Origin of the sequence: [Mycobacterium] manitobense (assembly GCF_025821665.1) — a bacterium.
In the GTDB taxonomy this organism is placed as follows: Bacteria; Actinomycetota; Actinomycetes; order Mycobacteriales; family Mycobacteriaceae; genus Mycobacterium; species Mycobacterium arseniciresistens.
The window spans coordinates 1-21,146 of the sequence record NZ_JACKSJ010000162.1 but is presented as its reverse complement, the minus strand read 5'-3'; the positions used below and the strand labels follow the sequence as shown (position 1 = coordinate 21,146).

Below are 21,146 nucleotides of genomic sequence, written 5' to 3'. Positions count from 1 at the left end.
CACTTTGTGGGGGCACCTCCCGCTTGCGGGGGCCTGCTCGCGGATAGGCCCTTGACTGCGAGCTGAACGCGCGTTTAGTGTACTGAACATGCGTTCAGCTTCGGAGGACAGGACGGCCATCGCGCGCATCCGCGACGCGGCGATCGACCAGTTCGGCCAGAAGGGCTTCGCGGTGGGACTGCGCACCATCGCCGACGCCGCAGGGGTGAGCGCCGCGCTGGTGATCCACCACTTCGGCTCGAAGGACGGGTTGCGCAAGGTGTGCGACGACTACATCACCGAAGAGATCCGCAGGTCCAAGTCGGCGTCGATCCAGAGCACCGACCCCTCGACGTGGTTCGCCCAGATGGCCGAGATCGAGTCCTACGCACCGATGATGGCCTACCTGGTGCGCAGCATGCAGTCCGGCGGCGAGTTGGCGAAATCGTTCTGGCGCAGCATGATCGACAACGTCGAGCAGTACATGGAGGAAGGCGTGCGCGCCGGCACCATCAAGCCGAGCCGGAACCCGAAGGCGCGTGCCAAATACCTCGCGATGACCAACGGTGGCAGTTTCCTGCTGTACCTGCAGATGCACGACGACCCGACCGATCTGCGCGCCGTGCTGCGCGACTACGCCCAGGACATGGTGGTGCCCGCACTCGAGGTGTACTCCCACGGGCTGATGGCCGACTCCACCATGTACGACGCTTTCGTCGCCCAGCAGGCGACGGGTGAGCCCATCCCCACGTCGAAGGAGAAGTGATGGCCACGAAACCCGGCACCCAACCCATCGAGATCCACGGCCTGGTCAAGAAATTCGGCGCGGTGCACGCACTCGACGGGCTCGAACTGTCCGTCGCCGACGGCGAGGTGCACGGCTTCCTCGGACCGAACGGCGCAGGCAAGTCGACGACGATCCGCATCCTGCTCGGCCTGGTCCGCGCCGACGGCGGCACCGTCCGACTGCTCGGCGGCGACCCGTGGACACACGCCGTCGACCTGCACCGGCAGATCGCCTACGTGCCCGGTGATGTGACGCTGTGGCCGTCGCTGACCGGCGGCGAGACCATCGACCTGCTGGCCCGGATGCGCGGCGGTCTCGACGAGTCACGCCGCCGCGAACTCATCGAGCGCTTCGACCTCGACCCGTCGAAGAAGGCCAGAACGTACTCGAAGGGCAACCGGCAGAAGGTCTCCCTCATCTCGGCGTTCTCGTCGCGGGCCCGCCTGCTGCTGCTCGACGAACCGAGCACAGGACTGGATCCGCTGATGGAGAACGTCTTTCAGCAGTGTGTTGCCGAGGCCCGCGACCGGGGCGCCACCGTCCTGCTGTCGAGCCACATCCTCGCCGAGACCGAGGCGCTGTGTGAGCGGGTCACCATCATCCGCGCCGGCCGGACCGTCGAGAGCGGCACGCTGGAATCGATGCGGCACCTCTCCCGGACGTCGATCAAGGCCGAGATGGTCGGTGAAGCAGCACAACTCGGTCGCATCCTCGACATGGACGGCGTCGCCGACGTCTCGGTCGACGGGCACACGCTGCGCGCACAGGTCGACGCCGAACGGCTCGGTGAGGTCATCAAGGCGCTCGGCGACGCCGGGGTGCGCAGCCTGGTCAGCCAGCCGCCCACGCTGGAGGACCTGTTCCTGCGGCACTACGACACCAGCGACACCTCCGACGACGAGTCCGAGAAGGTGACGGCGTGAGCACCATCCTGGACCGGCCCCACCACCAGCCCGCCCACCAGGCCCCACCGAGGGGATCACACTTCTCGGGAACCGTCGGGCTGCTCCGGCTCTACCTGCGCCGCGACCGCATCGTGGCGCCGCTGTGGGTGCTGCTGCTGTCGGTCCCGCTGGCCACCGTGTACGTCGGCAGCACCGAGGCCGTGTACCCCACGCAGGCCGACCGCGCGTCGCTGGCCGCGACCATCATGGCCAGCCCCGCCCAGCGAGCGCTCTACGGTCAGGTCTACAACGACAGCCTTGGCGCGGTCGGCATCTGGAAGGCCGGCATGTTCCACGTGCTCATCGCGGTCGCGGTGATTCTCACGGTCATCCGGCACACCCGCGCCGACGAGGAGACCGGCCGCACCGAACTCCTGGACTCGACCGCCGTCGGACGCTACGCCGGCCTCACCGCGGCACTGCTGCTGTCGGCAGGCGCGTCGCTGCTCACCGGCATCATCGGCTTCGCCGGCCTGGCCACCGTAAACATCCCCGTCACCGGGTCGCTCGCCTTCGCACTGGCGCTGGCCTCTTCGGGTCTCGTCTTCACCGCCGTCGCCGCCGTCGCCGCCCAGCTCTCGCCGAGTGCCCGCTTCGCCCGCGGCGCCGCGTTCGGCGTGCTGGGCGCGGCGTTCACGCTGCGCGCAGTCGGCGACGCCGGAGCCCGCGCGGAGTTCCTGACGTGGCTGTCCCCGCTGGGCTGGTCGCTGCAGGTGCGCCCGTTCGCGGGCGACCGGTTCGCGGTGCTGGCGCTGCACGTCGCGCTCACCGCGATCCTGACGATCGTCGCCTATCGGCTGCTGGCCGGCCGCGACGTCGGCGCCGGCCTCATCGCCGAGCGGCCCGGCGCACCGCGGGCAGGTGGCGGCCTGCGTGGCGCGACATCTCTGGCATGGCGACTCAACCGCGGGACGATGCTGGTCTGGACCGTCGGCCTGTGCCTGTACGGGCTGCTGATCGGCAGCATCGTCAACGGCATCGGCGAGGAGATCGGCAACAGCGAGGTGTCCCGCGACATCGTGAGCCGTCTCGGCGGCAGCGACGTCATGGAGCAGGCGTTCGTCGCGGTGGCGTTCAACATGCTCGGGATGGTGACGGCGGCCTTCGCGATCTCGCTGACCCTGCGAATACATCAGGAGGAGAGCAGCGCGCGGGCGGAGACACTGCTGGCCGGTGCGGTTGCCAGAACCCGCTGGCTGGCAGGCCATCTCGTGTTCCCCATCGTGGGATCCGCTGTCGCGCTGCTGCTGTCGGGCGCGGTCACCGGACTGGCCTACGGTGCGAGCGCAGGAGACGTGAGCGGCACGCTGCCCGCAGTGCTTGGCACGGCGGCGGTGCAGCTACCCGCGGTGTGGCTGCTCGCGGCGGTGACGGTGGCGATCTTCGGACTCGCGCCACGGTTCACGCCGGTGGCGTGGGGTGTCCTGGTGGTGTTCGTCGCCGTGTTCCTGCTGGGGTCGCTGGGCAATTCACCTCAGTGGCTGATCGATCTCGAACCGTTCGTGCACATCCCGCATGTCGGCACCGGTGAGTTCACCGCGACACCGCTACTGTGGTTGCTGACGATCGACGCCGCATTGATCGCACTGGGCGTCCTCGCCTTCCGCCGCCGCGACGTGCGCTGAGGAGCACCGTGAAGATCGCACTGCAGACCTTCGGATCGGCACTGTTCTCCCTCCTCTTCTTCGGACTGGCGCTGTTCATACCCGCAGGCACCGTCGACTACTGGCAGGCGTGGGTGTTCATCGCCGTGTTCGTGGTGTCGACGATCGGGCCGAGCCTGTACCTGGCCGTCCGCGACCCCGCCGCCATGCAGCGCCGGATGAACGCCGGGCCGACCGCCGAGGCGCGTCCGGTTCAGCGCTTCGTCGTCGCCGGCGTCGTGCTGCTGGTCGTCGCGATGCTCGTCGTCAGCGCCCTCGACCACCGGTTCGGCTGGTCGTCGGTGCCGCCGCCCGTGGTGGTGGTCGGCTACGTAGTGGTCGCGGTCGGCCTACTGCTGGCCCAGCTGGTGGTGATCCAGAACCGCTTCGCCGCAGCCACGGTGACAGTCGAGGCCGATCAGCCGCTGGCGTCCACCGGGCTCTACGGCATCGTGCGGCACCCGATGTACACCGGCGCGCTGATCATGCTGCTCGGCACCCCGCCGGCCCTGGACTCCTACTGGGGACTGGTCGCGATCGTGCCGGGACTGGCGCTGCTCGCGCTGCGGATCCTCGACGAGGAGAAGCTGCTGGTCGATCAGCTCGCCGGTTACCGCGAATACACCGGGCAGGTGCGCTTCAGGTTGCTGCCCTTCGTGTGGTGACGCGCCCATACTTGTGACGTGGAGCTGCTGACCGGCCTCGGGCTGGCGACCGCTGCGGGACTGAACGCCTACATCCCGCTGCTCGCTCTGGGCCTGCTCGCCCGGTTCACCGACCTGGTGTCGCTGCCGCACACCTGGGCGTGGCTCGAGAACGGCTGGGTGATGGCGATCGTCGCGGTGCTGCTGTGCGTCGAGGTGGTGGCGGACAAGATCCCGGCGCTCGACACCGTCAACGACATGATCCAGACGTTCGTGCGGCCCACCGCAGGCGGCATCGTCTTCGGCTCCGGCACGGCGGCACAGACCGGCGCGGTCACCGACCCCGGCGCGTTCGCGCAGTCCGGTCAATGGGTGCCCGTCGCGATCGGCGTGGTCACCGCGCTGGCGGTGTCGCTCACCAAGTCGGCCGTCCGGCCCGCGGCCAACGTCGCCACCGCCGGTGTCGCCGCCCCGGTGCTGTCGACCCTGGAAGACGTCGCCAGCATCGGCCTGGTGTTCGTCGCCCTGCTGTTGCCCGTGCTGGTGCTGGTCGCCCTGGCACTGATGGTGTGGGCGGCGGTCGCGCTGCTGCGCCGCCGGCGGCGGCGCCGCCGGGCCGAGGCGGCAACCACGGCGCTCGAGCCGCCCGCCTGACCGCCTTCGGCGCCGTTTCGGGGCCGGCGGGCCCGCGAGCAGCAGCGCCGCTGATGGCGTCGGCCCTTCGATGCGGCGTGGCACCGCCTCATCTACCATTCCGGCTTGACCCGGGTTTCTACTTGACCGTCAATAGGCCCGGCGGAGGGTGGTGCGGATGGACGCCGATGATCCGAGGGGCGTCGAGCCCACGCGTCGGTCCGCGGCGTGGATGTCGCTCGAAGGATGGCCGCTGCGGTGGAAGGTCGCCGCGACGCTTGTGGTCCCAGTGCTGCTCGCGGCCGCGTTCGGGGCCCTGCGGATCCAGAACGACCTCTCGGCGGCGTCGAGGCTGAGCGTCGCGACCGGCAACGTGGCGATCGTGGTGCCTGCGGTGGAGTTCGTCGACCGGCTCGACGCTCTGGCCGACGCCGCCGCCTCGGGTGCGCCGACCGCGGAACCGCTCACACGGTTCGACGCGAGCGCGACAGCATTGACCGCACTCGTCACCTCCGCCGAACTCGACTCCGCCGTGGCCGCGGAACTGGCGACCGCGTCCTCGACGGCGAAGGCGTTGCGCGACGACATCGCCGCGGGCCCGGTGCCCCAGCCGAGCATCGCCGAACGAGCCGGAGAAACGGCGGCCGAGGTGGCCTCGGCGGTGGCGACGATCACGGCCACCGTCGACGACGACGCCGTGCGCCCGCTGGCCGACCGCCTGGTCACTGTCCTCGCGGCGCAACGCGCGTTGACGGCGCAGCAGGTGCTGGTCGCCGCGCCGGACTTCGGCACGTCGGTCGCGTTGCGGGCGGAAGCGGCCGAGGCTGCGGGCGCCGAGGCGGCCGCGATCGATCGCCTCGCGCAGGTGATGCCCGCCGAACAGGTCGCCGCGCTGCGTGGCCCGTCGGACGCCAGGCGCGAGACCTACACCCGCCCGCCGGAAGCACCGGTGGACGCGCTCCGGTTCGCCGCGGCGATGCGCGACAGTGCCGGCGGCTATCACGCCATGGCAGAACAGCTCGCGGCGGATCTCGAGGGCACGGTGTACGCCCGGGCGAACGCGTTGCGGTCCGCAGCGCTGCGCGACACCGCCATCATCCTTGGCGCGGTGCTGGCGGCGCTGGTATTCGCGCTCGCGGTCGGCCGTTCGCTCATCCGCTCGATCGGACGGCTGCGGCGCGGCGCGGCGCACGTGGCGCAGGTCCAGCTGCCCGAGGAGATCGACCGGCTCAGCAGGGGCGCCGCGGTGCCCGAGATCGAGGCGTTGCCGGTCCGCACCAACGAAGAGATTGGCCAACTGGCGCGCGCGATCGACGACATCCACTTCCAGGCGGTCCGGCTGGCCGGTGAGCACGGCATCCGCCTGCAGATCGGCGACATGTTCGAGACCCTCTCCCGCCGGAGCCGATCCCTCGTCGAAGAGCAGCTGGCGCTGATCGAGACCCTCGAGCTCGACGAGGACGACCCGCAACGACTCGACCATCTGTTCCGGCTCGATCACCTGGCCACGCGGATGCGCCGCAACGGCGACAACCTGCTCGTGCTCGCCGACACGGTGGAACGCCACCGCCGGCTCGAGCCCGTGCCGCTGTCCGAGATGCTGCGCGCCGCCATGTCCGAGGTCGAGGACTACCGCCGGGTCAGGGTCGGCACGGTCGTCGAGGGCGCGATCGTGGGCGCGGCGTCGGGCGATGTGGGCCACCTGATCGCCGAACTGCTCGACAACGCGCTGCGCTATTCACCGCCGGAATACCCGGTGGCGGTGACCGTCTCGCGCGCGGTCGACGCCGGCATCCTCGTCGAGGTGGCCGACCGGGGACTGGGCATGCCCGCCGACGATGTGCACGCCGCGAACGAACGGCTGGCGCTCGGCGGCGAGGTGACCTCCGAGACCGCAAAGCGGATGGGCCTTTTCGTCGTCGGGCGCCTCGCGCGACGGCACGGGGCGACCGTCCGGCTGCGCACCACCGCCCCGTCGACCGACCGGCCCGGTGTGACGGCCAGTGTGCACCTACCCGGCGCGCTGCTGGCGCCGCCGACCGATGTCGCCGTCGGCCCCGAGGAGCCGCGGGTCCCGATGTCGGCGCAGGACGCGCCGCGGCTGTGGTCCGTCGAACGTGGGCCGGTGCCCGACCACGCGGCGGTGAGCCGAACAGGGGTCGCCGCCGAAGACCCGGCGCCGGCGAACGGTGCGGTCCGCACCGGCGGCATGCTGCCCAGGCGGTCGCCCGGCGCCAGCGGCGTCAACGACGTCGCGAGCCACCCGGCCGGACCGCCGCCGCCGCCCGCCGAAGAGCCGCCGGAGCCGCCGCCGCCGCCTGCTGAACCGCCGTGGCCGAGCATCGAGTCGGACGGAGCACCGATATTCGAGCGGATGACCTCGGAATGGTCGATGCACCGGGCAACGCCCGCAACGCCGCAGGCTTTGCCGCCCAACGAGTTCGACGCCGGTGATCGGGCGCCCGTGCGGTACACCGAATCGGGTCTGCCGATCCGTGAGCGCGGTGCACACCTGATACCCGAGCCCTCCGGGGGTGAAAGAACCGCGGCCGCGGACGGCAGGAGCGATCCCGCGGCCATCAGGGATGTCCTGAGCCGTCAGCTCGCCGGTGTCCGCAGGGGACGCGCCGAAAGCGATGCCGCCGAACGACCGACAGAAGAGGACCGATGAACGCCGACATGCAATCCCACGGTTGGCCCGCAGGCTCCGCTCCCACGGCCAACCGCACCCTGGACTGGTTCGTCGCCAACTTCGTCAGGGATGTCCCCGGCGTGTCACATGCGATCCTCGTGTCCGCCGACGGTCTGCTGATGGCCTCGAGTTCCCACCTGCCCGGGGACCGCGCCGAGCAGCTGGCAGCCGTGACCTCTGGTCTGGCCAGCCTGTCGAGCGGCGCCGCGCGGCTGTTCGATGCGGGCGACGTACGCCAGTCGATCATCGAGATGGATGGCGGGTTCCTGCTGGTGATGGGCGTCGGTGACGGCTCGTATCTTGCTGTGCTGGCGACGATCTCGTGTGACATCGGGCAGGTCGGATACGAGATGGCGTTGCTCGTCGACCGGGTCGGCAAGACCGTGCAGGCGACTCCCCGGGCGACGCGGGCGGCCCGTTGACGTTCGACATGGACGGGCCAGAGCAGCGACGAGCCGCCAATCCGGCACGGCCGTACACCCTCACGGCCGGGCGAACCACCCCCCGCATCGAGCTGCCGATCGAGGTCACGGTGGAGGCCCTGGTGTCGGGCGGCGACGGTGACTGGGCGCCGGGCGATGTCCGCAACGCCATCATCCGGTTGTGCACCCGCAGGCCGTCGATCGCCGAGATCGCCTCGCACGCCGGTCTTCCCATCGGCGTGATCCGGGTGCTCGTGGCGGACCTGGTGGAAAGCGGCCACCTGCGTGTCCACGCGTCGCTGACCGACCACTCGACGGTGTCCGAACGGCGCAGGCTGATCGAGAGGACCCTCGGTGGACTACGCGCGATATGAGGGTGGTGTCACGGTGTCGTCGACGAAGATCGTGATCGCCGGCGGCTTCGGTGTCGGTAAGACCACGTTCGTCGGCGCGGTCTCGGAGATCGTGCCGTTGCGCACCGAGGCCCTGGTGACGGGCGTCTCGTATGGGCATGACGACCTCGATGCCACGCCGGACAAGGAGAGCACGACGGTCGCAATGGATTTCGGCCGCATCACCATCGCCGACGACCATGTGCTCTTCCTGTTCGGGACTCCGGGACAACGCCGGTTCTGGTTCATGTGGGACGACCTGGTGCGTGGTGCGATCGGCGCCGTGGTCCTCATCGACACCCGCAGACTCGAGCAGAGCTTCGCCGCCGTCGACTTCTTCGAGGCACGCAAGATACCGTTCCTGGTCGCCGTCAACGAGTTCGACGACGCCCCGGCCTGCGTCGCAGAAGAACTTCGCGAGGCACTCGCCGTACCGCCCACCGTCCCGGTCATCAGCGTCGACGCCCGTGACCGCGGTTCGGCGAAGACCGCACTGATCGCGATCACCACCTACGCACTCGACCTGCTGCCGACGACGGTGCCCTGAGCCCGTGACCACTTCCGAATCGACGAGGGAACAACCATGAGCGATCACGTACACCACTTCGGCATGGGCATCTGGCTGCTGTTCCTGGCCTACATCGTCTCGGTGAGCGGCTCGGTCGTCGGGCTCGCGTGCACCCGGTGCAGCGCCGCGGCCCCGGACAACCGCAGCCGTCTGCGCTGGCTCGCCATGGCATCGATCGCGATCGGCGGGGTGGGGATCTGGCTGATGCACTTCATCGCGATGCTCGGTTTCGCCATCCCGAGCAGCGTGGTCCGCTACCACCTCGGCTGGACGATCGCCTCGGCGGTGCTGTCGATCTCCGCGGTGTTCATCGGACTGCTCACCATCGGCCGCACCGTCCATCTGGCCCGGCTCGTCGCCGGCGGCGTGATCACCGGTCTGGCCGTCGCCGGGATGCACTACACCGGCATGTGGGCGCTGCAGATGCAGGGCGCGATGGCCTACGACAGGACCCTCGTCGCCCTGTCGATCGTGATCGCGGTGGTCGCGGCCACCGCCGCCCTCTGGTTCACGCTCGTCCTCGAATCGCCGGCTCTGCGTTTCGTCGCGGGACTGGTGATGGGTGTGGCCGTCGTCGGGATGCACTACACGGGGATGGCGGCGGTCCGGGTGACCGTCGACCACGCCGCTCCCGTGCCCGCCGGTCCCGAGGTCTTCTCGTTCCTGTTCCCGGTGTTCGTGATCGGCCTGCTGGCGCTGGCCGTTCCGATCACCGCCGTGATGATGGCGAGCGACCGTACGGGGACCGCGGATGGCGCCGAGACGGACGCCAGGGTGCTCGAGCCGCGCGCCTGAGCGCCGGGAACGCCGCTGCGCGGCGGGCTAGATCCAGACGCCCTTACCGACGGCGACCACCCCGCCGGCGCTGATCGCGAAGCGTTCGCGGTCCTTCTCGAGGTCGACGCCGACCATCTCGCCCGGCCCGACGACGACGTTCTTGTCCAGGATCGCGTGGCGCACCACCGCTCCCCGGCCGACGCGGGCGCCCGGCATGATGACGCTGCCCTCGACGATCGCGCCGTCGTCGATGACGACGTTGCTCGACAGCACGGAGTTGCGCACCGACGCCGCGGAGATGATGCTGCCTGCGCCGACCACCGACTCCTGCGCGGACCCGCCGTTGACGAACTTCGCGGGCGCCAGGTTGCCGGACTCCCCGCGGATCGGCCAACGCTTGTTGTAGAGGTTGAACACCGGGTGCACCGACACCAGATCCATGTGGGCGTCGTAGAACGCGTCGAGGGTCCCGACGTCGCGCCAGTAGCCGTGGTCGCGTTCGGTGGCGCCGGGCACCTCGTTGTTGGAGAAGTCGTAGACGGCGGCCATGCCGTCGGACACCAGGCGCGGGATGATGTCGCCGCCCATGTCGTGATCGGAGTGGTCCTCGTCGGCATCGGCGCGGATGGCGTCGATGAGCACCTTGGTGGTGAAGATGTAGTTGCCCATCGACACGAAGGCCTCGTCGGGGTTGTCCGGCGTGCCCGGCGGGTCAGCGGGCTTCTCGACGAAGCTGCGGATGCGCCCGGACTCGTCGGCGTCGATCACCCCGAACGCGGTCGCCTCGGCGCGCGGCACGCGGATGCCGGCCACCGTCGCCCCGGCACCGCTCTCGATGTGGAACTGGACCATCTGCTCGGGGTCCATGCGGTACACGTGGTCGGCGCCGAACACCACGATGTAGTCGGGATCCTCGTCGTAGATCAGGTTCATCGACTGATAGATCGCGTCGGCCGAGCCGGTGTACCACCGCGGGCCGAGCCGCTGCTGTGCGGGCACCGGGGTGATGTATTCGCCGGCCAGGCCGCTGAGGCGCCAGTTCTGCGAGATGTGGCGGTCCAGCGAATGCGACTTGTATTGCGTGAGAACGCAGATCCGCAGGTAGCGGGCGTTGACCAGGTTGGACAGCACGAAGTCGATGAGCCGGTAGGCGCCGCCGAAGGGAACCGCGGGCTTTGCCCGGTCGGCCGTCAGCGGGTAGAGCCGCTTGCCTTCCCCGCCGGCCAGGACGATGCCCAGCACGTGTGGCAATTCCCTCATGACTCAAACCTATCCGCCGGTACCCAACAGGGCCAGCCATTGACCGTTTTGAAGGCCGGTCTGTCAAGGCGTTTGGCACCGGAACCCTCATCGCGTACCCGCCTTGCGGCAGCTTCAAAACAAGCCTGCGGCGGCGCGTCGCGACAACTACCGTCGTAACCATGCGGGTGGCGATGATGACGCGGGAGTACCCACCCGAGGTGTACGGCGGGGCCGGCGTGCACGTGACCGAACTCGTCGCCCAGCTCCGCAGACTGTGCGATGTCGACGTGCACTGCATGGGCGCGGAGCGCCCGGGCGCATTCGTCGCGCACCCCGATCCCGCGCTCAAGGGCGCCAATCCGGCGCTGTCGACGCTGTCGGCGGATCTCACGATGGTCAACGGCGCCGGCCAGGCCGACGTGGTGCACTCGCACACCTGGTACGCCGGTCTGGCGGGCCACCTCGCGGCGCTGCTGTACGGCGTTCCGCACGTTCTGACGGCGCACTCGCTGGAGCCGATGCGGCCGTGGAAGGCCGAACAGCTCGGCGGCGGCTACCGCATCTCGTCGTGGGTGGAGCGCACCGCCGTGGAGGCCGCCGACGCCGTGATCGCGGTCAGCGCGGGCATGCGCGCCGACGTGCTGCGGACCTACCCGGCGCTCAACCCCGCCCGTGTGCACGTCGTGCGCAACGGCATCGACACCGACGTGTGGTACCCGGCGGAGCCGCAGACCGGCGAATCGGTGCTGGCCGAACTCGGCGTCGATCCGAACCGGCCGATCGTCGCCTTCGTCGGTCGGATCACCCGGCAGAAAGGCGTCGCCCATCTGGTCGCCGCCGCCCACGGCTTCGCCCCCGAGGTCCAACTGGTGCTGTGCGCGGGCGCGCCGGACACGCCGGAGATCGCCGCCGAGGTGACGGCGGCGGTGCAGGAACTGGCACGGGCACGCACCGGGGTGTTCTGGGTGCGCGAGATGCTGCCGATCGGCAAGATCCGCGAGATTCTCTCAGCCGCAACGGTTTTCGTGTGCCCGTCGGTCTACGAGCCGCTCGGCATCGTCAACCTCGAGGCGATGGCGTGCTCGACGCCGGTGGTGGCCTCCGACGTGGGCGGTATCCCCGAGGTGGTCGCCGACCACCAGACCGGGCTGCTGGTGCACTACGACGCCAAGGACACGGCGTTCTTCGAGACCAGACTGGCCGACGCGGTCAACTCCCTGGTGGCCGAACCGGTCAAGGCCCGCGAGTACGGGCAGGCCGGCAGGCAGCGCTGCATCGAGGAGTTCTCCTGGGCACACATCGCCGAGCAGACCCTGCAGATCTACCAAGACGTCTGCCCGTAGCGGGCCGGAGCCGGCCGGCCGTCTAGCTGGTGACGCCCTTGAGTTCGTCGCCCAAGGCGGCCGCCTCGTCGGGTGTGAGTTCGACGACGAGTCGACCACCGCCTTCAAGTGGTACCCGCATCACGATGCCGCGCCCCTCCTTGGTTGCTTCCAGAGGACCGTCGCCGGTCCGGGGCTTCATCGCCGCCATCGAGTGCTCCCTCCACCATGAACCATCCCGCCAAGTGTGGCTGCGCCACACCTGGTCGGCCGGGCTGCCCACTCGTCGGCAGCACCCGGCGCTGAACTGCTACGACCTCCATTGTTCCCTATCCACCGGGGTGGATGTGCAAGACCCGTCGATGACGCGCCCGCGGCGCCGCCAAGATCAGTCCGCGACGGCCCCGGTGCGCTGCCCAGCGGCGGCCGGAACCCAGCAGTCCGCGACGTGGTCGTCGACCATCCCGGTGGCCTGCATCAACGCATACGCCGTCGTAGGACCGACGAACCGGAACCCGCGCCGCTTGAGCTCCTTGGCCATCGCGGTGGATTCCGGTGTGACGGCGGGAACCTGCGAGAGGTCGGCGGGCCGCGGCCGGGCCGCCGGCGCGAAGGACCACAGCAGTTCGCCGAGGTCCTCTCCGGCGTCGGTGAGGTCGGCGACCGCGCGTGCGTTGGCGATGGTGGCGGCGATCTTCGCGCGGTTGCGCACGATCCCGGTGTCGGCCAGCAGGCGGTCGACGTCTCGGTCGGTGAACCGGGCGACCTTCTCGGCGTCGAAGCCGGCGAAGGCACGCCGGAAGTTGTCCCTCTTACGCAGGATGATCAGCCAGGACAACCCGCTCTGGAAGGCCTCGAGGCTGATGCGCTCGAACAGCGCGCCCGCGTCGTGCAGCGGCACGCCCCACTCGGTGTCGTGGTAGTCGCGGTAGAGGGCGAAATCCGGGGGCGCCAGCCGGCTCTGGTCGATCCAGCCGCACCGCGTCCGGCCGTCGTCCTCGCTGGGCGTGCTCACGGCTGGTCCGGCTCGCCCGACGGCGCGGCGTGTGCCCCGGCCTCGGCGGGGTCCCGCCGGGCGCCGGTGTCCGCGTCGAGTCCGTGCGCACCGCGCACCGCGGCCAGTTCACCGCGCAGCTGGTCGAGCTCCTGGCCGAGCCGGTCGAGCACCCAGTCGACCTCGCTGGCCTTGTAGCCGCGCAGGGTCTGGGTGAACTTGAGCGCCTCGACGTCCACGCCGGTGACGCCGGAGGCGGGCAGCACGGTGGCCGTGGTGTCGCGGGGCAGGGGCGGCAACGACTCCCCCCGGCCGAACAGCACGCTGCCCACCGCGAAGAGCACGATGGCCACCAGCACCAGCACGACCAGGTACAGCAGGATCAGGGTCACGTCCCCGATACTGCCTGACCGGTGTGACAGCCCGCGAGAAGGTCAGCGGGGACGCAGCGTCACCATCGGTGGCCGGTCCTCCAGCGACACCCCGGACGAGCGCGGGGTGTAGCCGTCACCGTCGGCGAAGAACTGGGTGAGCCCCACGCCGGAGTCGGTGATGCCGCACCGGGTGAGCAGGGTGGCGATCACCTGCCGGCTCATGGACGCCAGTTCGGTCAGCGGACGGTTGCGATGCACCCGCACGCCGAGGTTCACCTGGGCCAGCGCGTCGAGGCCGAGCCGGTCGTAGGCGTCGACCAGCAGGCCGATCTCCACCCCGTAACCCGGGGCGAACGGCACCGCCGTCAGGAGTTCGCGAGTGCCCGCGTACTCGCCGCCCAACGGCTGGAGCACGCAGGTCAGTTCGGGGCGCAGCGAAGCCAGCAGCGGACGCGCCACAAGTTCGGTGACCCGGCCGCCGCCGTTGGCGTCCTCACTGCCGCTCACCTTGAGCGGACGGCGGTAGAAGCCCTTGACCAGGTGCACGCCGTCGCAGGTGAGCAGCGGCCCCAGCAGTTTCGGCACGAACATCGGATCGGGGTCGATCAGGTCGGAGTCGACGAACGCGATCACGTCGCCTGTGGTGGCCGCCAGCGACCGCCACAGCACCTCGCCCTTGCCCGGTTGCGGCGCCACCTCGGGCAGCGCCGACTCACGGCTGATCACCCGCGCACCGGCGGCCATGGCGCGGATGGCCGTGTCGTCGGTGGAGCCGGAGTCCAGCACGATCAGTTCGTCGACGAGGCCGCCGAGCAGTGGCGTGATGGTCTCGACCACGCTGGCCACCGTCGCCTCTTCGTTGAGCGCGGGCAGCACCACCGAAACGGTGCGGCCGGCCTTGGCGGCCTCGAGTTCGGCGACTGTCCACGACGGTCGGTTCCAGCTGTGGTCGGTGAGCCAGCGGTGTCGTGCGATCGCCTCGGCGTCGGTCAGATCGGCCGCAAGATCGGATATCGCAGTCATGCCAGTCCCCTCACCGTGCGCGTCGGTGGACGCACGCCCTGTATCGACGCGACCATCTCCAGTACGCGTCGAGTGGGTCCGACCTCGTGCACACGGAACATCGCCGCTCCTGCCGCCGCCGCGAGTGCGGTGGCGGCGAGAGTGCCCTCCAGGCGTTCGGTCAGACCCACACCGAGAGTCTCCCCGACGAAGTCCTTGTTGCTCAGGGCCATCAGGACCGGCCATCCAGTTTTTACAAGGTCTTCCACGTGACGCAACAAAGTAAGACCGTGGTAAGTGTTCTTGCCGAAATCGTGCGTCGGATCGATCAGCACGCGGTCTTTCGGGACTCCGGCGGCGACGGCCCGTTCGGCCGACTGCGTCACCTCGGCGATGACGTCGTCGACCACTCCGCGCTCGGAGATGCCGTAGTGCACACGGAAGGGCCTGGTCCGCGGGACGGCGCCGCCGGTGTGCGAGCACACCAGCCCCGCGCTGAATTCTGCGGCCACCTCGGGCAGGTCCCGGTCGTGCCCGCCCCAGGTGTCGTTGATCAGGTCGGCGCCCGCCGCGCACGCGGCCTTGGCCACCTCCGCGCGCCAGGTGTCGACGCTGATCACCACGTCCGGGTACGCGCCGCGCAGCCACTCGATGAACGGGACGACGCGCGCGATCTCCTCGGCCGCGTCGACCACCACTCCGGGCCCGGCCTTCACCCCGCCGATGTCGACGACGTCGGCGCCGTCGGCGATCACGCGGTGCGCGGCCTGCTTGGCGGCGTCGTCGCTGAAGGTGGCGCCGCGGTCGTAGAACGAGTCCGGCGTGCGATTCACGATCGCCATGATCAGCGCCCGGTCACCGGCGACCGGGCGGCCGAGAAAAGTCGCCGCCACGCATCCAGGCTAACGACGCCCGCGATTTCGGCGCGGTTACGTTCGCTGAGCGAACGAAACCGCGCCCAAATCACCCGGCTACTTCGGCTTCTTGCCGTCCTTCACCTCGGCCAGGTACTCGTCGTAGTACTCGACGTAGCCCTCGTCCTTGCCGGACAACACGTAGATCGGATCCTCGATGTCGTTCGCCTCTTCGTCGCCCTCGCCGGAGTTGCCGCCGTAGCCCTCCTTGCGCAGGTCGACCTTCTGACTCTTGAACGTGGAGGTGTGCGCGAGTTCCTCGACCACCCGCACGAACAGCGGCACCGCATACGGGGGCAGCTTGTCGAACGCAGCCTTCGCCAGCGCCTTGCCGTCGAACTCCTTGCCGTCCTTGAGCTGGACGGCCACCATGCCCGCTTTGCCGCCGGTGTCGGGCACCTCGACGCCGAACACCGTGCACTCCTCGACCTGCGGGTCGCTGGAGACCGCGGCCTCGACCTCGGTGGTGGCGACGTTCTCGCCCTTCCAGCGGAACGTGTCGCCCAAGCGGTCGGTGAACGCGGCGTGCCCGAAGCCCTGTGACCGCATCAGGTCTCCGGTGTTGAACCAGACGTCACCCTTCTTGAATGCGTCGCGGACGAGTTTCTTCTCCGACTCCTTCTCGTCGGTGTAGCCGTCGAACGGCTGGAAGTTGCTCACCTTGGACAGCAGCAGGCCCGGCTCACCGTTCTTGACCTTCTTGACCCGGCCCTTGTCGTCGCGCACCGGGTCACCGGATTCCTCGTCGTATTCGACGAAGGCGACGGGCGTCGGGCAGATGCCGGTGGTCTTGTCGACATTGAAGAAGTTGACGAAGGCGGTGTTGCCCTCGCTGGCGGCGTAGAACTCACACACCCGGTCGATACCGAACCGCTCGGTGAAGTCGTCCCAGATCGCGGGCCGCAGACCGTTGCCGCCGATCACCCGCACCCGGTGCTTGCGGTCGGTGTCCTTCTCGGGCTGGTTGAGCAGGTAGGTGCAGATCTCGCCGATGTAGACGAACGCGGTCGCGTCGTACCGGATCACGTCGTCCCAGAATTTCGACGCGGAGAACGACTTGCCGAGCGCCAGCGTCGCGCCAGAGTTGAGCACCGCCGACAGCGCCACCGTCAGCGCATTGTTGTGATAGAGCGGCAGGCAGCAGTACAGGGTGTCGTCGCTGTTGAGTCGCATGCCGAGGCCGCCGAACCCGGCGAGTGCGCGCAGCCAGCGGTAGTGCGTCATCACGCTGGCCTTGGGCATTCCGGTGGTGCCGGAGGTGAAGATGTAGAACGCCTTGTCCTTGGCCAGCACGGCCGACGCGGTGGAGGGGTTCTCGGTCGGTGCCTCCGCCGCGAGCCGCTTGAGTTCGTCGAGGGTGAGCAGCGCATCGGTGTCCGCGCCGCTCTCCTTGATCGGATCGACGAAGTCCGGGTCGGCGACAACGACGGTCGCCGAGAGCAGGCCGAGGCTGTGCTCGAGCACGTCGCCGCGCTGGTTGTAGTTGAGCATCCCGGAGATGGCGCCGCACTTGACCGCCGCGAGCATGATCAGCACCGGTTCCGGGGAGTTCTTCAGCATGATGCCGACGACGTCGCCGTGGCCGACGCCGCGGGCCGCGAGCACCGCCGCGTAGCGGTTGACCGTCTCGTTCGCCTCGCGGTAGGTGAGCTCCTGGTCCTCGAACTTCAGGAACAGCTTGTCGCCGTAGCGGGCCGCCCGGTCCTGGAAGACCTTGCCGATCGAGGTCTTGGCCGACGGGCGGGCGCCGAAGCCGGTCACCACACCCCGCACGATCGTCGGCGCATCCATCAGTAGGCCCGGCACGCGGCTGGCGATGTCGAGCAGCCCCACGCTGCTGCGGGTGCCGGATTTCTCGTCGGTCATGCGGTGCGTCCCCTCCGGTGGTCGTATGTGCGCAACACCCTATCCCCGCATGTGACTGCCATCACCCGGCCGGTGCGCATACCGCCATGGCGGCGTCGACGTCGTCGACGACAACCAGCCGGTCCAGCGCCCCGGGGGCGACATAGCCGCTGTCGACCAGGCCGTGCAGCCACGCCAGCAGGCCGGCGTAGTGCCCGAACGGGTCGAGCATGACCAGGGGTTTGGTATGCATACCCAAATATCCGGCGGTCCAGGCTTCGAAGAATTCCTCGAGCGTGCCGATGCCACCGGGCAGCGCGACGAAGGCGTCGGCGCGGTCCTCCATCACCTGCTTGCGCTCCCGCATGGTGTCGGTGACGACGAGTTCGTCGGCCTCGACGTCGGCCAGCTCGCGGTGCACCAGCGCTTTGGGGATCACGCCGATGGTCCGGCCGCCGCGCGAGCGCGCCCCGTCGGCGACAGCGCCCATCGCCGAGACGTTGCCCCCACCGGACACCAGCGTCCAGTCGCGGTCGGCGATCGCCGCCCCCACCCGGGTGGCGAGGTCCATCAGTTCGGGGTGCGTCGGACCCGACGCGCAGTACACGCACACCGCCCACTGGCGGTCGGCGACGGGATCGGCTGGGGATGGCACCCCGACAACGTAGACGAGGGACGCCGGGCCCGACGAGCGGCCGACCCGCACGAGCGGCGCCGGCCCCTAGGAGCGGCGGGCATCGGGATTCCGCGGTTGCTGTTGAGCTGCGGGCCATAGGATCCGGCGGTGCCTGTCGACTGGGTGACCACTGACCACGAACCGGCGCTGCGGGCGCTCGAGGCGGGCCTGCGGGACCGCGGCGGCGTGGTGCTGATCGGTCCGGCCGGAGTCGGCAAGACCACGCTGGCGCGGCGGACGGTCGAGCGCCTCGGGCCCGCCGACTGGGTGATCGCGACGGCGCCGGCTGGCGCGGTGCCCTTCGGTGCCTTCCGCGACGTCGTCGACATCCCGGCGCGGGGCAAGACGGCGGCCGTGCTGCGGTCCGCCGAGGCGGCGCTGGCCGGGCGGCTGATCGTGGTCGACGACGCGCACCTGCTGGACCGGCTGTCGGCAACCCTGCTGCACCGGCTCGCGGTGGGTGGCAAGACTCGGCTGGTCGTCACCGTCGGCGGCCCGGCGACCGACGAGGTGGCCGCGCTGTGGAACGACGACCTGCTGGCCCGGGTGGACGTGGACCCGGCGGCTCACGACGATGCCCGGCTGGAGACCCAGGTGGCGGAGTTCCTGGCCGACCTGCCCGCGGCCACCCGCAGAGCGGTGCACTACCTGGTGGTCACCGATCCGGTGCCGCTGCCGGTGCTGCTGGCGCTGGTGGGTGACGACGCTGTCGCCGACGCACGGCGTCACGGTCTGATCGACGTCGATGGCGAGCTGGTGCGGGCCGGGCACCCGTTGTTCGTCGACGCGGCCCGCGACGAACTGGGCGGACCGGATCTGCGCCGGATGCGCACCGAACTCGTGGAGCGGCTGGCCGCCGCCGGGCCGGGCGGGGTGGTCGACCGGCTGTGGATGGCCGTCCTGGCGGCCGAGAGCGACTTCGAGCTGCCGGGCGACGTCATGGCCGAGGCAGCGGCCGAGGCGCTGCGGCTGGGCGACCTCGACCTCAGCGAGCAGCTGGGCCGGGCGGCGGTCACCCCGGCCAGCGGGCTGGCCACCCGGCTCCCCCTGGCCTACGCGCTGGCCTGGCAGGGCCGCGGCCGCGACGCCGACGCCGTGCTGGCCGCGATCGATCCCGCCGGACTCAGCGAGGACGACCTGATGGAGTGGGCGCTGCCGCGGGCGGCGAACCAGTTCTGGATGCTGTCGGAGCCGGAACGCGCGACGGCGTTCCTGCGCACGGTGCGCGGCCGAGTGTCCGCGCCGGGCGCCCGCGCGACGGTCGATGCGCTGTCGGCGACCTTCGCGATGAACGCCGGGACGCCGGCCCGGGCGGTGGAGATCGCCACCGAGGTGTTGGCGACGCCCGAGGCCGACGGCACGGCGGTGGGCTGGGCGGCCTCGGCCGCCGCACTCGCCTGCGCCAGGCTCGGCCGGTTCGCCGAGGTGGACGCGATGGCCGAGCGGGCGCAGGCCGCAGACCATCCGGGTCTGTTGCGCTTCACCAGTGGCTTCGGCCAGACCACCGCGCTGCTGATGGCCGGCGAGCTGCAACGGGCCGCGGAGCTGGCGCGGGAGCTGGCCGATGACGCGCAGCTTCAGCAGCCGGGCCGGGCGATCGGCGAGGTGGTGCTCGCCGACGTGCTGATCGCCCAGGGTGACCTGGACACCGCCACCGAACTGCTGCGCCGCGCCACGGCGGAGCTGACACCGACCGGATACTCATGGGCGTCGCTGGCGTGGATGTTGTTGACCCAGGCCCTCGGTCAGCAGGGCGCGACGGTCGAGGCGGGAAAGACCCTGGCGCGCGCGGAGTCCCGGCACGGCCTCAAGTCGATGCTGTTCGCTCCGGAACTGATGCTGGCCCGCGCGTGGACGCACCACGCGCGCCGGGACGTGCACGCGGCGGTGGCGGCCGCGAGGGACGCGGCCAAGACGGCGGAGCGGGGCGGGCAGACGGCGATGGCGCTGCGGGCGCTGCTGGACGCGGTGCGGTTGGGCGACACGCGGGCGGCCGACACGCTCGCGCGGCTGGACGTGAGTTGCGTGTTCGGCAGGCTCACCCTCGAGTACGCGAAAGCTCTGACTGCAGGGGACCATTCGGCGTTGGACGCGGTCGCCGCAGATTTCGATGCGGTCGGGATGCGCGGCGCCGCGCGCGATGCGCGTCGTCAGGCGACGGCATCCCGTCCGTCGTAGGTTCGCGCTGCCCATCGAAATTGGTGCACATCGCGCCCATAGCTCGCGCTTAAGCTCGACACACCAGCCGAGCCAGGAGGTGCGTCGTGAGCAGTGAGCCGTTGTCCGTCGAAACCGGCGATCTGCGCGCGTTCTCACGTGCCCACGCCGACGTCGCCACCGACATCGCCCGGCTGGCCGAGCTCGCTCCCGACGCGGCCGGGGTGGCGTCGACGCACGGCACCATCGGATTCGGCATGCAGGCCGCGCTGAAGGAACTGCTCGGCGCGCGCCTGGGAAGCCTGCAGACGACCGCAGGCAGCGGCGACGCGATCGCGGAGATGTTGCGCACGGCGGCGCGCACGTACGACGGCGTGGACGACGACGGGGCACAGAGGATCCGAGCCGCCTGGGGCGACGGTCTGGACTTCCCGTTCCCGGACGTCACCACGGTCCCGGTGCCCGACGCGCCCGCTCCCCTGCCGGTTCCTGGCGGTCGCCCCCGCTGACCGTCACATTGGTGCGACGAGCAGTGACCGTGCGGCTTTAATATTGCTGCACGTCGCCGTCGAACCGAAAGAGTGACACATGTCAGGGTCGCTGTCCGTCCAACTGGGGAGCCTGCGCACCTACTCCCAGCAGCATGGAGACGTCGCCGATGCCGTCTCACAGGTCTCTGCGAACACCCCCGACATCTCCGCGGTCTCCACGACCTACGGCAACATCGCCTCGGGTGTGACGACTGCGCTCGGCGATCTGCTCGGCGCCCGCGGTGGCGCACTGACCTCGACGACGTCCAAGGCCCAGCAGCTGGCGGAGGGTCTGCTCAAATCGGCGGGCCTCTACGAACAGGGCGACCAGCAGGGCGCGGAGGCGATCAACGCCGCGGCGGGTTCGGCGGGATCGCCGTCGTCCGCGAACAGCGCATCGTCGGGTGCGGGTCAGATGCTCAGTCAGCTCAGCCAGCAGGCCGGCCAGCAGGTGAGTCAGCTTGCGCAGACGGCCGGTCAGGCCGTCGCCGGGCTCGGCCAGATCCCGGCGCAGGTGCTGCAGGGCGTGCAGGGCATCGTCGAGACGGCCACCGGCGCCGGAGCGCAGACCGCCGCCGCGGCGACCGGGCCGGCCGGCGGTGAGGCCGC

Annotated in this window: 22 protein-coding genes; 14 read left to right on the top strand and 8 right to left on the bottom strand. The window is 70.2% G+C overall.

The annotated features are described in order from the left end of the window. Nucleotides 1–88 precede the first annotated feature (88 nt). The 10 genes from H7I41_RS19715 (at nucleotide 89) to H7I41_RS19670 (ending at nucleotide 9,499) form a co-directional block, all read left to right on the top strand. The gene (locus H7I41_RS19715) at nucleotides 89–745 is read left to right on the top strand and encodes a TetR/AcrR family transcriptional regulator (protein ID WP_264014300.1); all 657 of its coding nucleotides are present in this window, start codon (nucleotides 89–91) and stop codon (nucleotides 743–745) included. Then, nucleotides 745–1,689, top strand: coding sequence for an ABC transporter ATP-binding protein (locus tag H7I41_RS19710; RefSeq protein ID WP_264014299.1), 945 nt, complete (start codon nucleotides 745–747; stop codon nucleotides 1,687–1,689). The genes H7I41_RS19715 and H7I41_RS19710 overlap by 1 nt, the downstream gene beginning before the upstream one ends. After that, nucleotides 1,686–3,335 carry an ABC transporter permease gene (locus tag H7I41_RS19705; RefSeq protein WP_264014298.1) on the top strand — a complete coding sequence of 550 codons (1,650 nt, stop codon included), beginning with the start codon at nucleotides 1,686–1,688 and terminating at the stop codon, nucleotides 3,333–3,335. Before H7I41_RS19710 ends, H7I41_RS19705 begins: the two co-directional genes overlap by 4 nt. Nucleotides 3,336–3,343: 8 nt before the next feature. Then, nucleotides 3,344–4,018: a methyltransferase family protein gene (locus H7I41_RS19700; RefSeq protein WP_264014297.1), complete on the top strand. Its 675-nt coding sequence runs from the start codon at nucleotides 3,344–3,346 to the stop codon at nucleotides 4,016–4,018. 18 nt (nucleotides 4,019–4,036) lie between these two features. Beyond that, on the top strand, nucleotides 4,037–4,651 hold the full coding sequence (locus H7I41_RS19695) for a DUF4126 domain-containing protein (protein WP_264014296.1): 615 nt from the start codon (nucleotides 4,037–4,039) through the stop codon (nucleotides 4,649–4,651). Between the two features lie 157 nt (nucleotides 4,652–4,808). Then, complete coding sequence (locus tag H7I41_RS19690; RefSeq protein WP_264014295.1) at nucleotides 4,809–7,301, top strand: sensor histidine kinase; 2,493 nt, start codon at nucleotides 4,809–4,811, stop codon at nucleotides 7,299–7,301. Between the two features lie 8 nt (nucleotides 7,302–7,309). After that, nucleotides 7,310–7,744 carry a roadblock/LC7 domain-containing protein gene (locus tag H7I41_RS19685; protein ID WP_264014310.1) on the top strand — a complete coding sequence of 145 codons (435 nt, stop codon included), beginning with the start codon at nucleotides 7,310–7,312 and terminating at the stop codon, nucleotides 7,742–7,744. Between the two features lie 8 nt (nucleotides 7,745–7,752). Continuing rightward, nucleotides 7,753–8,118 carry a DUF742 domain-containing protein gene (locus tag H7I41_RS19680; protein WP_264014294.1) on the top strand — a complete coding sequence of 122 codons (366 nt, stop codon included), beginning with the start codon at nucleotides 7,753–7,755 and terminating at the stop codon, nucleotides 8,116–8,118. Nucleotides 8,119–8,131: 13 nt separating this feature from the next. Then, the gene (locus H7I41_RS19675; RefSeq protein ID WP_372503771.1) at nucleotides 8,132–8,683 is read left to right on the top strand and encodes a GTP-binding protein; all 552 of its coding nucleotides are present in this window, start codon (nucleotides 8,132–8,134) and stop codon (nucleotides 8,681–8,683) included. A 36-nt stretch (nucleotides 8,684–8,719) separates the two neighbouring features. Further along, a complete protein-coding gene (locus H7I41_RS19670) occupies nucleotides 8,720–9,499 on the top strand; it encodes an MHYT domain-containing protein (protein WP_264014292.1) in 780 nt (259 codons plus the stop codon). A 27-nt stretch (nucleotides 9,500–9,526) separates the two neighbouring features. Here the strand turns inward: H7I41_RS19670 and glgC are convergent, their stop codons facing one another. Continuing rightward, nucleotides 9,527–10,741 (bottom strand): glucose-1-phosphate adenylyltransferase, encoded by a 1,215-nt coding sequence (glgC, locus tag H7I41_RS19665; protein ID WP_264014291.1) that lies wholly within the window; start codon nucleotides 10,739–10,741, stop codon nucleotides 9,527–9,529. 161 nt (nucleotides 10,742–10,902) lie between these two features. Between glgC and glgA the strand changes: the two genes are divergently transcribed. Then, nucleotides 10,903–12,066: a glycogen synthase gene (gene glgA, locus H7I41_RS19660; RefSeq protein WP_264014290.1), complete on the top strand. Its 1,164-nt coding sequence runs from the start codon at nucleotides 10,903–10,905 to the stop codon at nucleotides 12,064–12,066. 22 nt (nucleotides 12,067–12,088) lie between these two features. Here glgA and H7I41_RS19655 read toward each other — a convergent pair whose 3' ends face one another. The 7 genes from H7I41_RS19655 to log all read right to left on the bottom strand — a co-directional run bounded on the left by H7I41_RS19655 (nucleotide 12,089) and on the right by log (nucleotide 17,829). After that, a complete protein-coding gene (locus H7I41_RS19655; protein ID WP_003406247.1) occupies nucleotides 12,089–12,256 on the bottom strand; it encodes a DUF3117 domain-containing protein in 168 nt (55 codons plus the stop codon). A gap of 177 nt (nucleotides 12,257–12,433) precedes the next feature. Continuing rightward, a complete protein-coding gene (locus H7I41_RS19650) occupies nucleotides 12,434–13,060 on the bottom strand; it encodes a DNA-3-methyladenine glycosylase I (protein ID WP_302915383.1) in 627 nt (208 codons plus the stop codon). After that, complete coding sequence (locus H7I41_RS19645) at nucleotides 13,057–13,431, bottom strand: DivIVA domain-containing protein (protein ID WP_264014289.1); 375 nt, start codon at nucleotides 13,429–13,431, stop codon at nucleotides 13,057–13,059. The genes H7I41_RS19650 and H7I41_RS19645 overlap by 4 nt, the downstream gene beginning before the upstream one ends. A 42-nt stretch (nucleotides 13,432–13,473) precedes the next feature. Beyond that, nucleotides 13,474–14,436, bottom strand: coding sequence for a glucosyl-3-phosphoglycerate synthase (locus H7I41_RS19640; protein WP_264014288.1), 963 nt, complete (start codon nucleotides 14,434–14,436; stop codon nucleotides 13,474–13,476). Beyond that, on the bottom strand, nucleotides 14,433–15,308 hold the full coding sequence (folP, locus tag H7I41_RS19635; RefSeq protein WP_308214643.1) for a dihydropteroate synthase: 876 nt from the start codon (nucleotides 15,306–15,308) through the stop codon (nucleotides 14,433–14,435). Before folP ends, H7I41_RS19640 begins: the two co-directional genes overlap by 4 nt. A 78-nt stretch (nucleotides 15,309–15,386) precedes the next feature. Then, nucleotides 15,387–17,195, bottom strand: a complete 1,809-nt coding sequence (gene fadD6, locus H7I41_RS19630) for a long-chain-acyl-CoA synthetase FadD6 (protein WP_264014287.1) — start codon at nucleotides 17,193–17,195, stop codon at nucleotides 15,387–15,389. 61 nt (nucleotides 17,196–17,256) lie between these two features. Then, nucleotides 17,257–17,829 carry a cytokinin riboside 5'-monophosphate phosphoribohydrolase gene (log, locus tag H7I41_RS19625; RefSeq protein ID WP_264014286.1) on the bottom strand — a complete coding sequence of 191 codons (573 nt, stop codon included), beginning with the start codon at nucleotides 17,827–17,829 and terminating at the stop codon, nucleotides 17,257–17,259. Nucleotides 17,830–17,958: 129 nt separating this feature from the next. Between log and H7I41_RS19620 the strand changes: the two genes are divergently transcribed. From H7I41_RS19620 to H7I41_RS19610, 3 genes are all read left to right on the top strand, one after another. Then, nucleotides 17,959–20,028 carry an AAA family ATPase gene (locus H7I41_RS19620; protein WP_264014285.1) on the top strand — a complete coding sequence of 690 codons (2,070 nt, stop codon included), beginning with the start codon at nucleotides 17,959–17,961 and terminating at the stop codon, nucleotides 20,026–20,028. A gap of 86 nt (nucleotides 20,029–20,114) precedes the next feature. Beyond that, nucleotides 20,115–20,516, top strand: coding sequence for an ESX-1 secretion-associated protein (locus H7I41_RS19615; protein ID WP_264014284.1), 402 nt, complete (start codon nucleotides 20,115–20,117; stop codon nucleotides 20,514–20,516). A 79-nt stretch (nucleotides 20,517–20,595) separates the two neighbouring features. Further along, the coding region (locus H7I41_RS19610) for a type VII secretion target (protein ID WP_264014283.1) at nucleotides 20,596–21,146 on the top strand (551 nt) is incomplete at its 3' end.

Coding starts and splice junctions, on each gene's coding strand:
- H7I41_RS19715 (WP_264014300.1), top strand. CDS start 89: ATGCGTTCAGCTTCGGAGGACAGGACGGCCATCGCGCGCATCCGCGAC.
- H7I41_RS19710 (WP_264014299.1), top strand. CDS start 745: ATGGCCACGAAACCCGGCACCCAACCCATCGAGATCCACGGCCTGGTC.
- H7I41_RS19690 (WP_264014295.1), top strand. CDS start 4,809: ATGGACGCCGATGATCCGAGGGGCGTCGAGCCCACGCGTCGGTCCGCG.
- H7I41_RS19685 (WP_264014310.1), top strand. CDS start 7,310: ATGCAATCCCACGGTTGGCCCGCAGGCTCCGCTCCCACGGCCAACCGC.
- H7I41_RS19680 (WP_264014294.1), top strand. CDS start 7,753: ATGGACGGGCCAGAGCAGCGACGAGCCGCCAATCCGGCACGGCCGTAC.
- H7I41_RS19670 (WP_264014292.1), top strand. CDS start 8,720: ATGAGCGATCACGTACACCACTTCGGCATGGGCATCTGGCTGCTGTTC.
- glgC (WP_264014291.1), bottom strand. CDS start 10,741: ATGAGGGAATTGCCACACGTGCTGGGCATCGTCCTGGCCGGCGGGGAA.
- glgA (WP_264014290.1), top strand. CDS start 10,903: ATGCGGGTGGCGATGATGACGCGGGAGTACCCACCCGAGGTGTACGGC.
- H7I41_RS19655 (WP_003406247.1), bottom strand. CDS start 12,256: ATGGCGGCGATGAAGCCCCGGACCGGCGACGGTCCTCTGGAAGCAACC.
- H7I41_RS19640 (WP_264014288.1), bottom strand. CDS start 14,436: ATGACTGCGATATCCGATCTTGCGGCCGATCTGACCGACGCCGAGGCG.
- fadD6 (WP_264014287.1), bottom strand. CDS start 17,195: ATGACCGACGAGAAATCCGGCACCCGCAGCAGCGTGGGGCTGCTCGAC.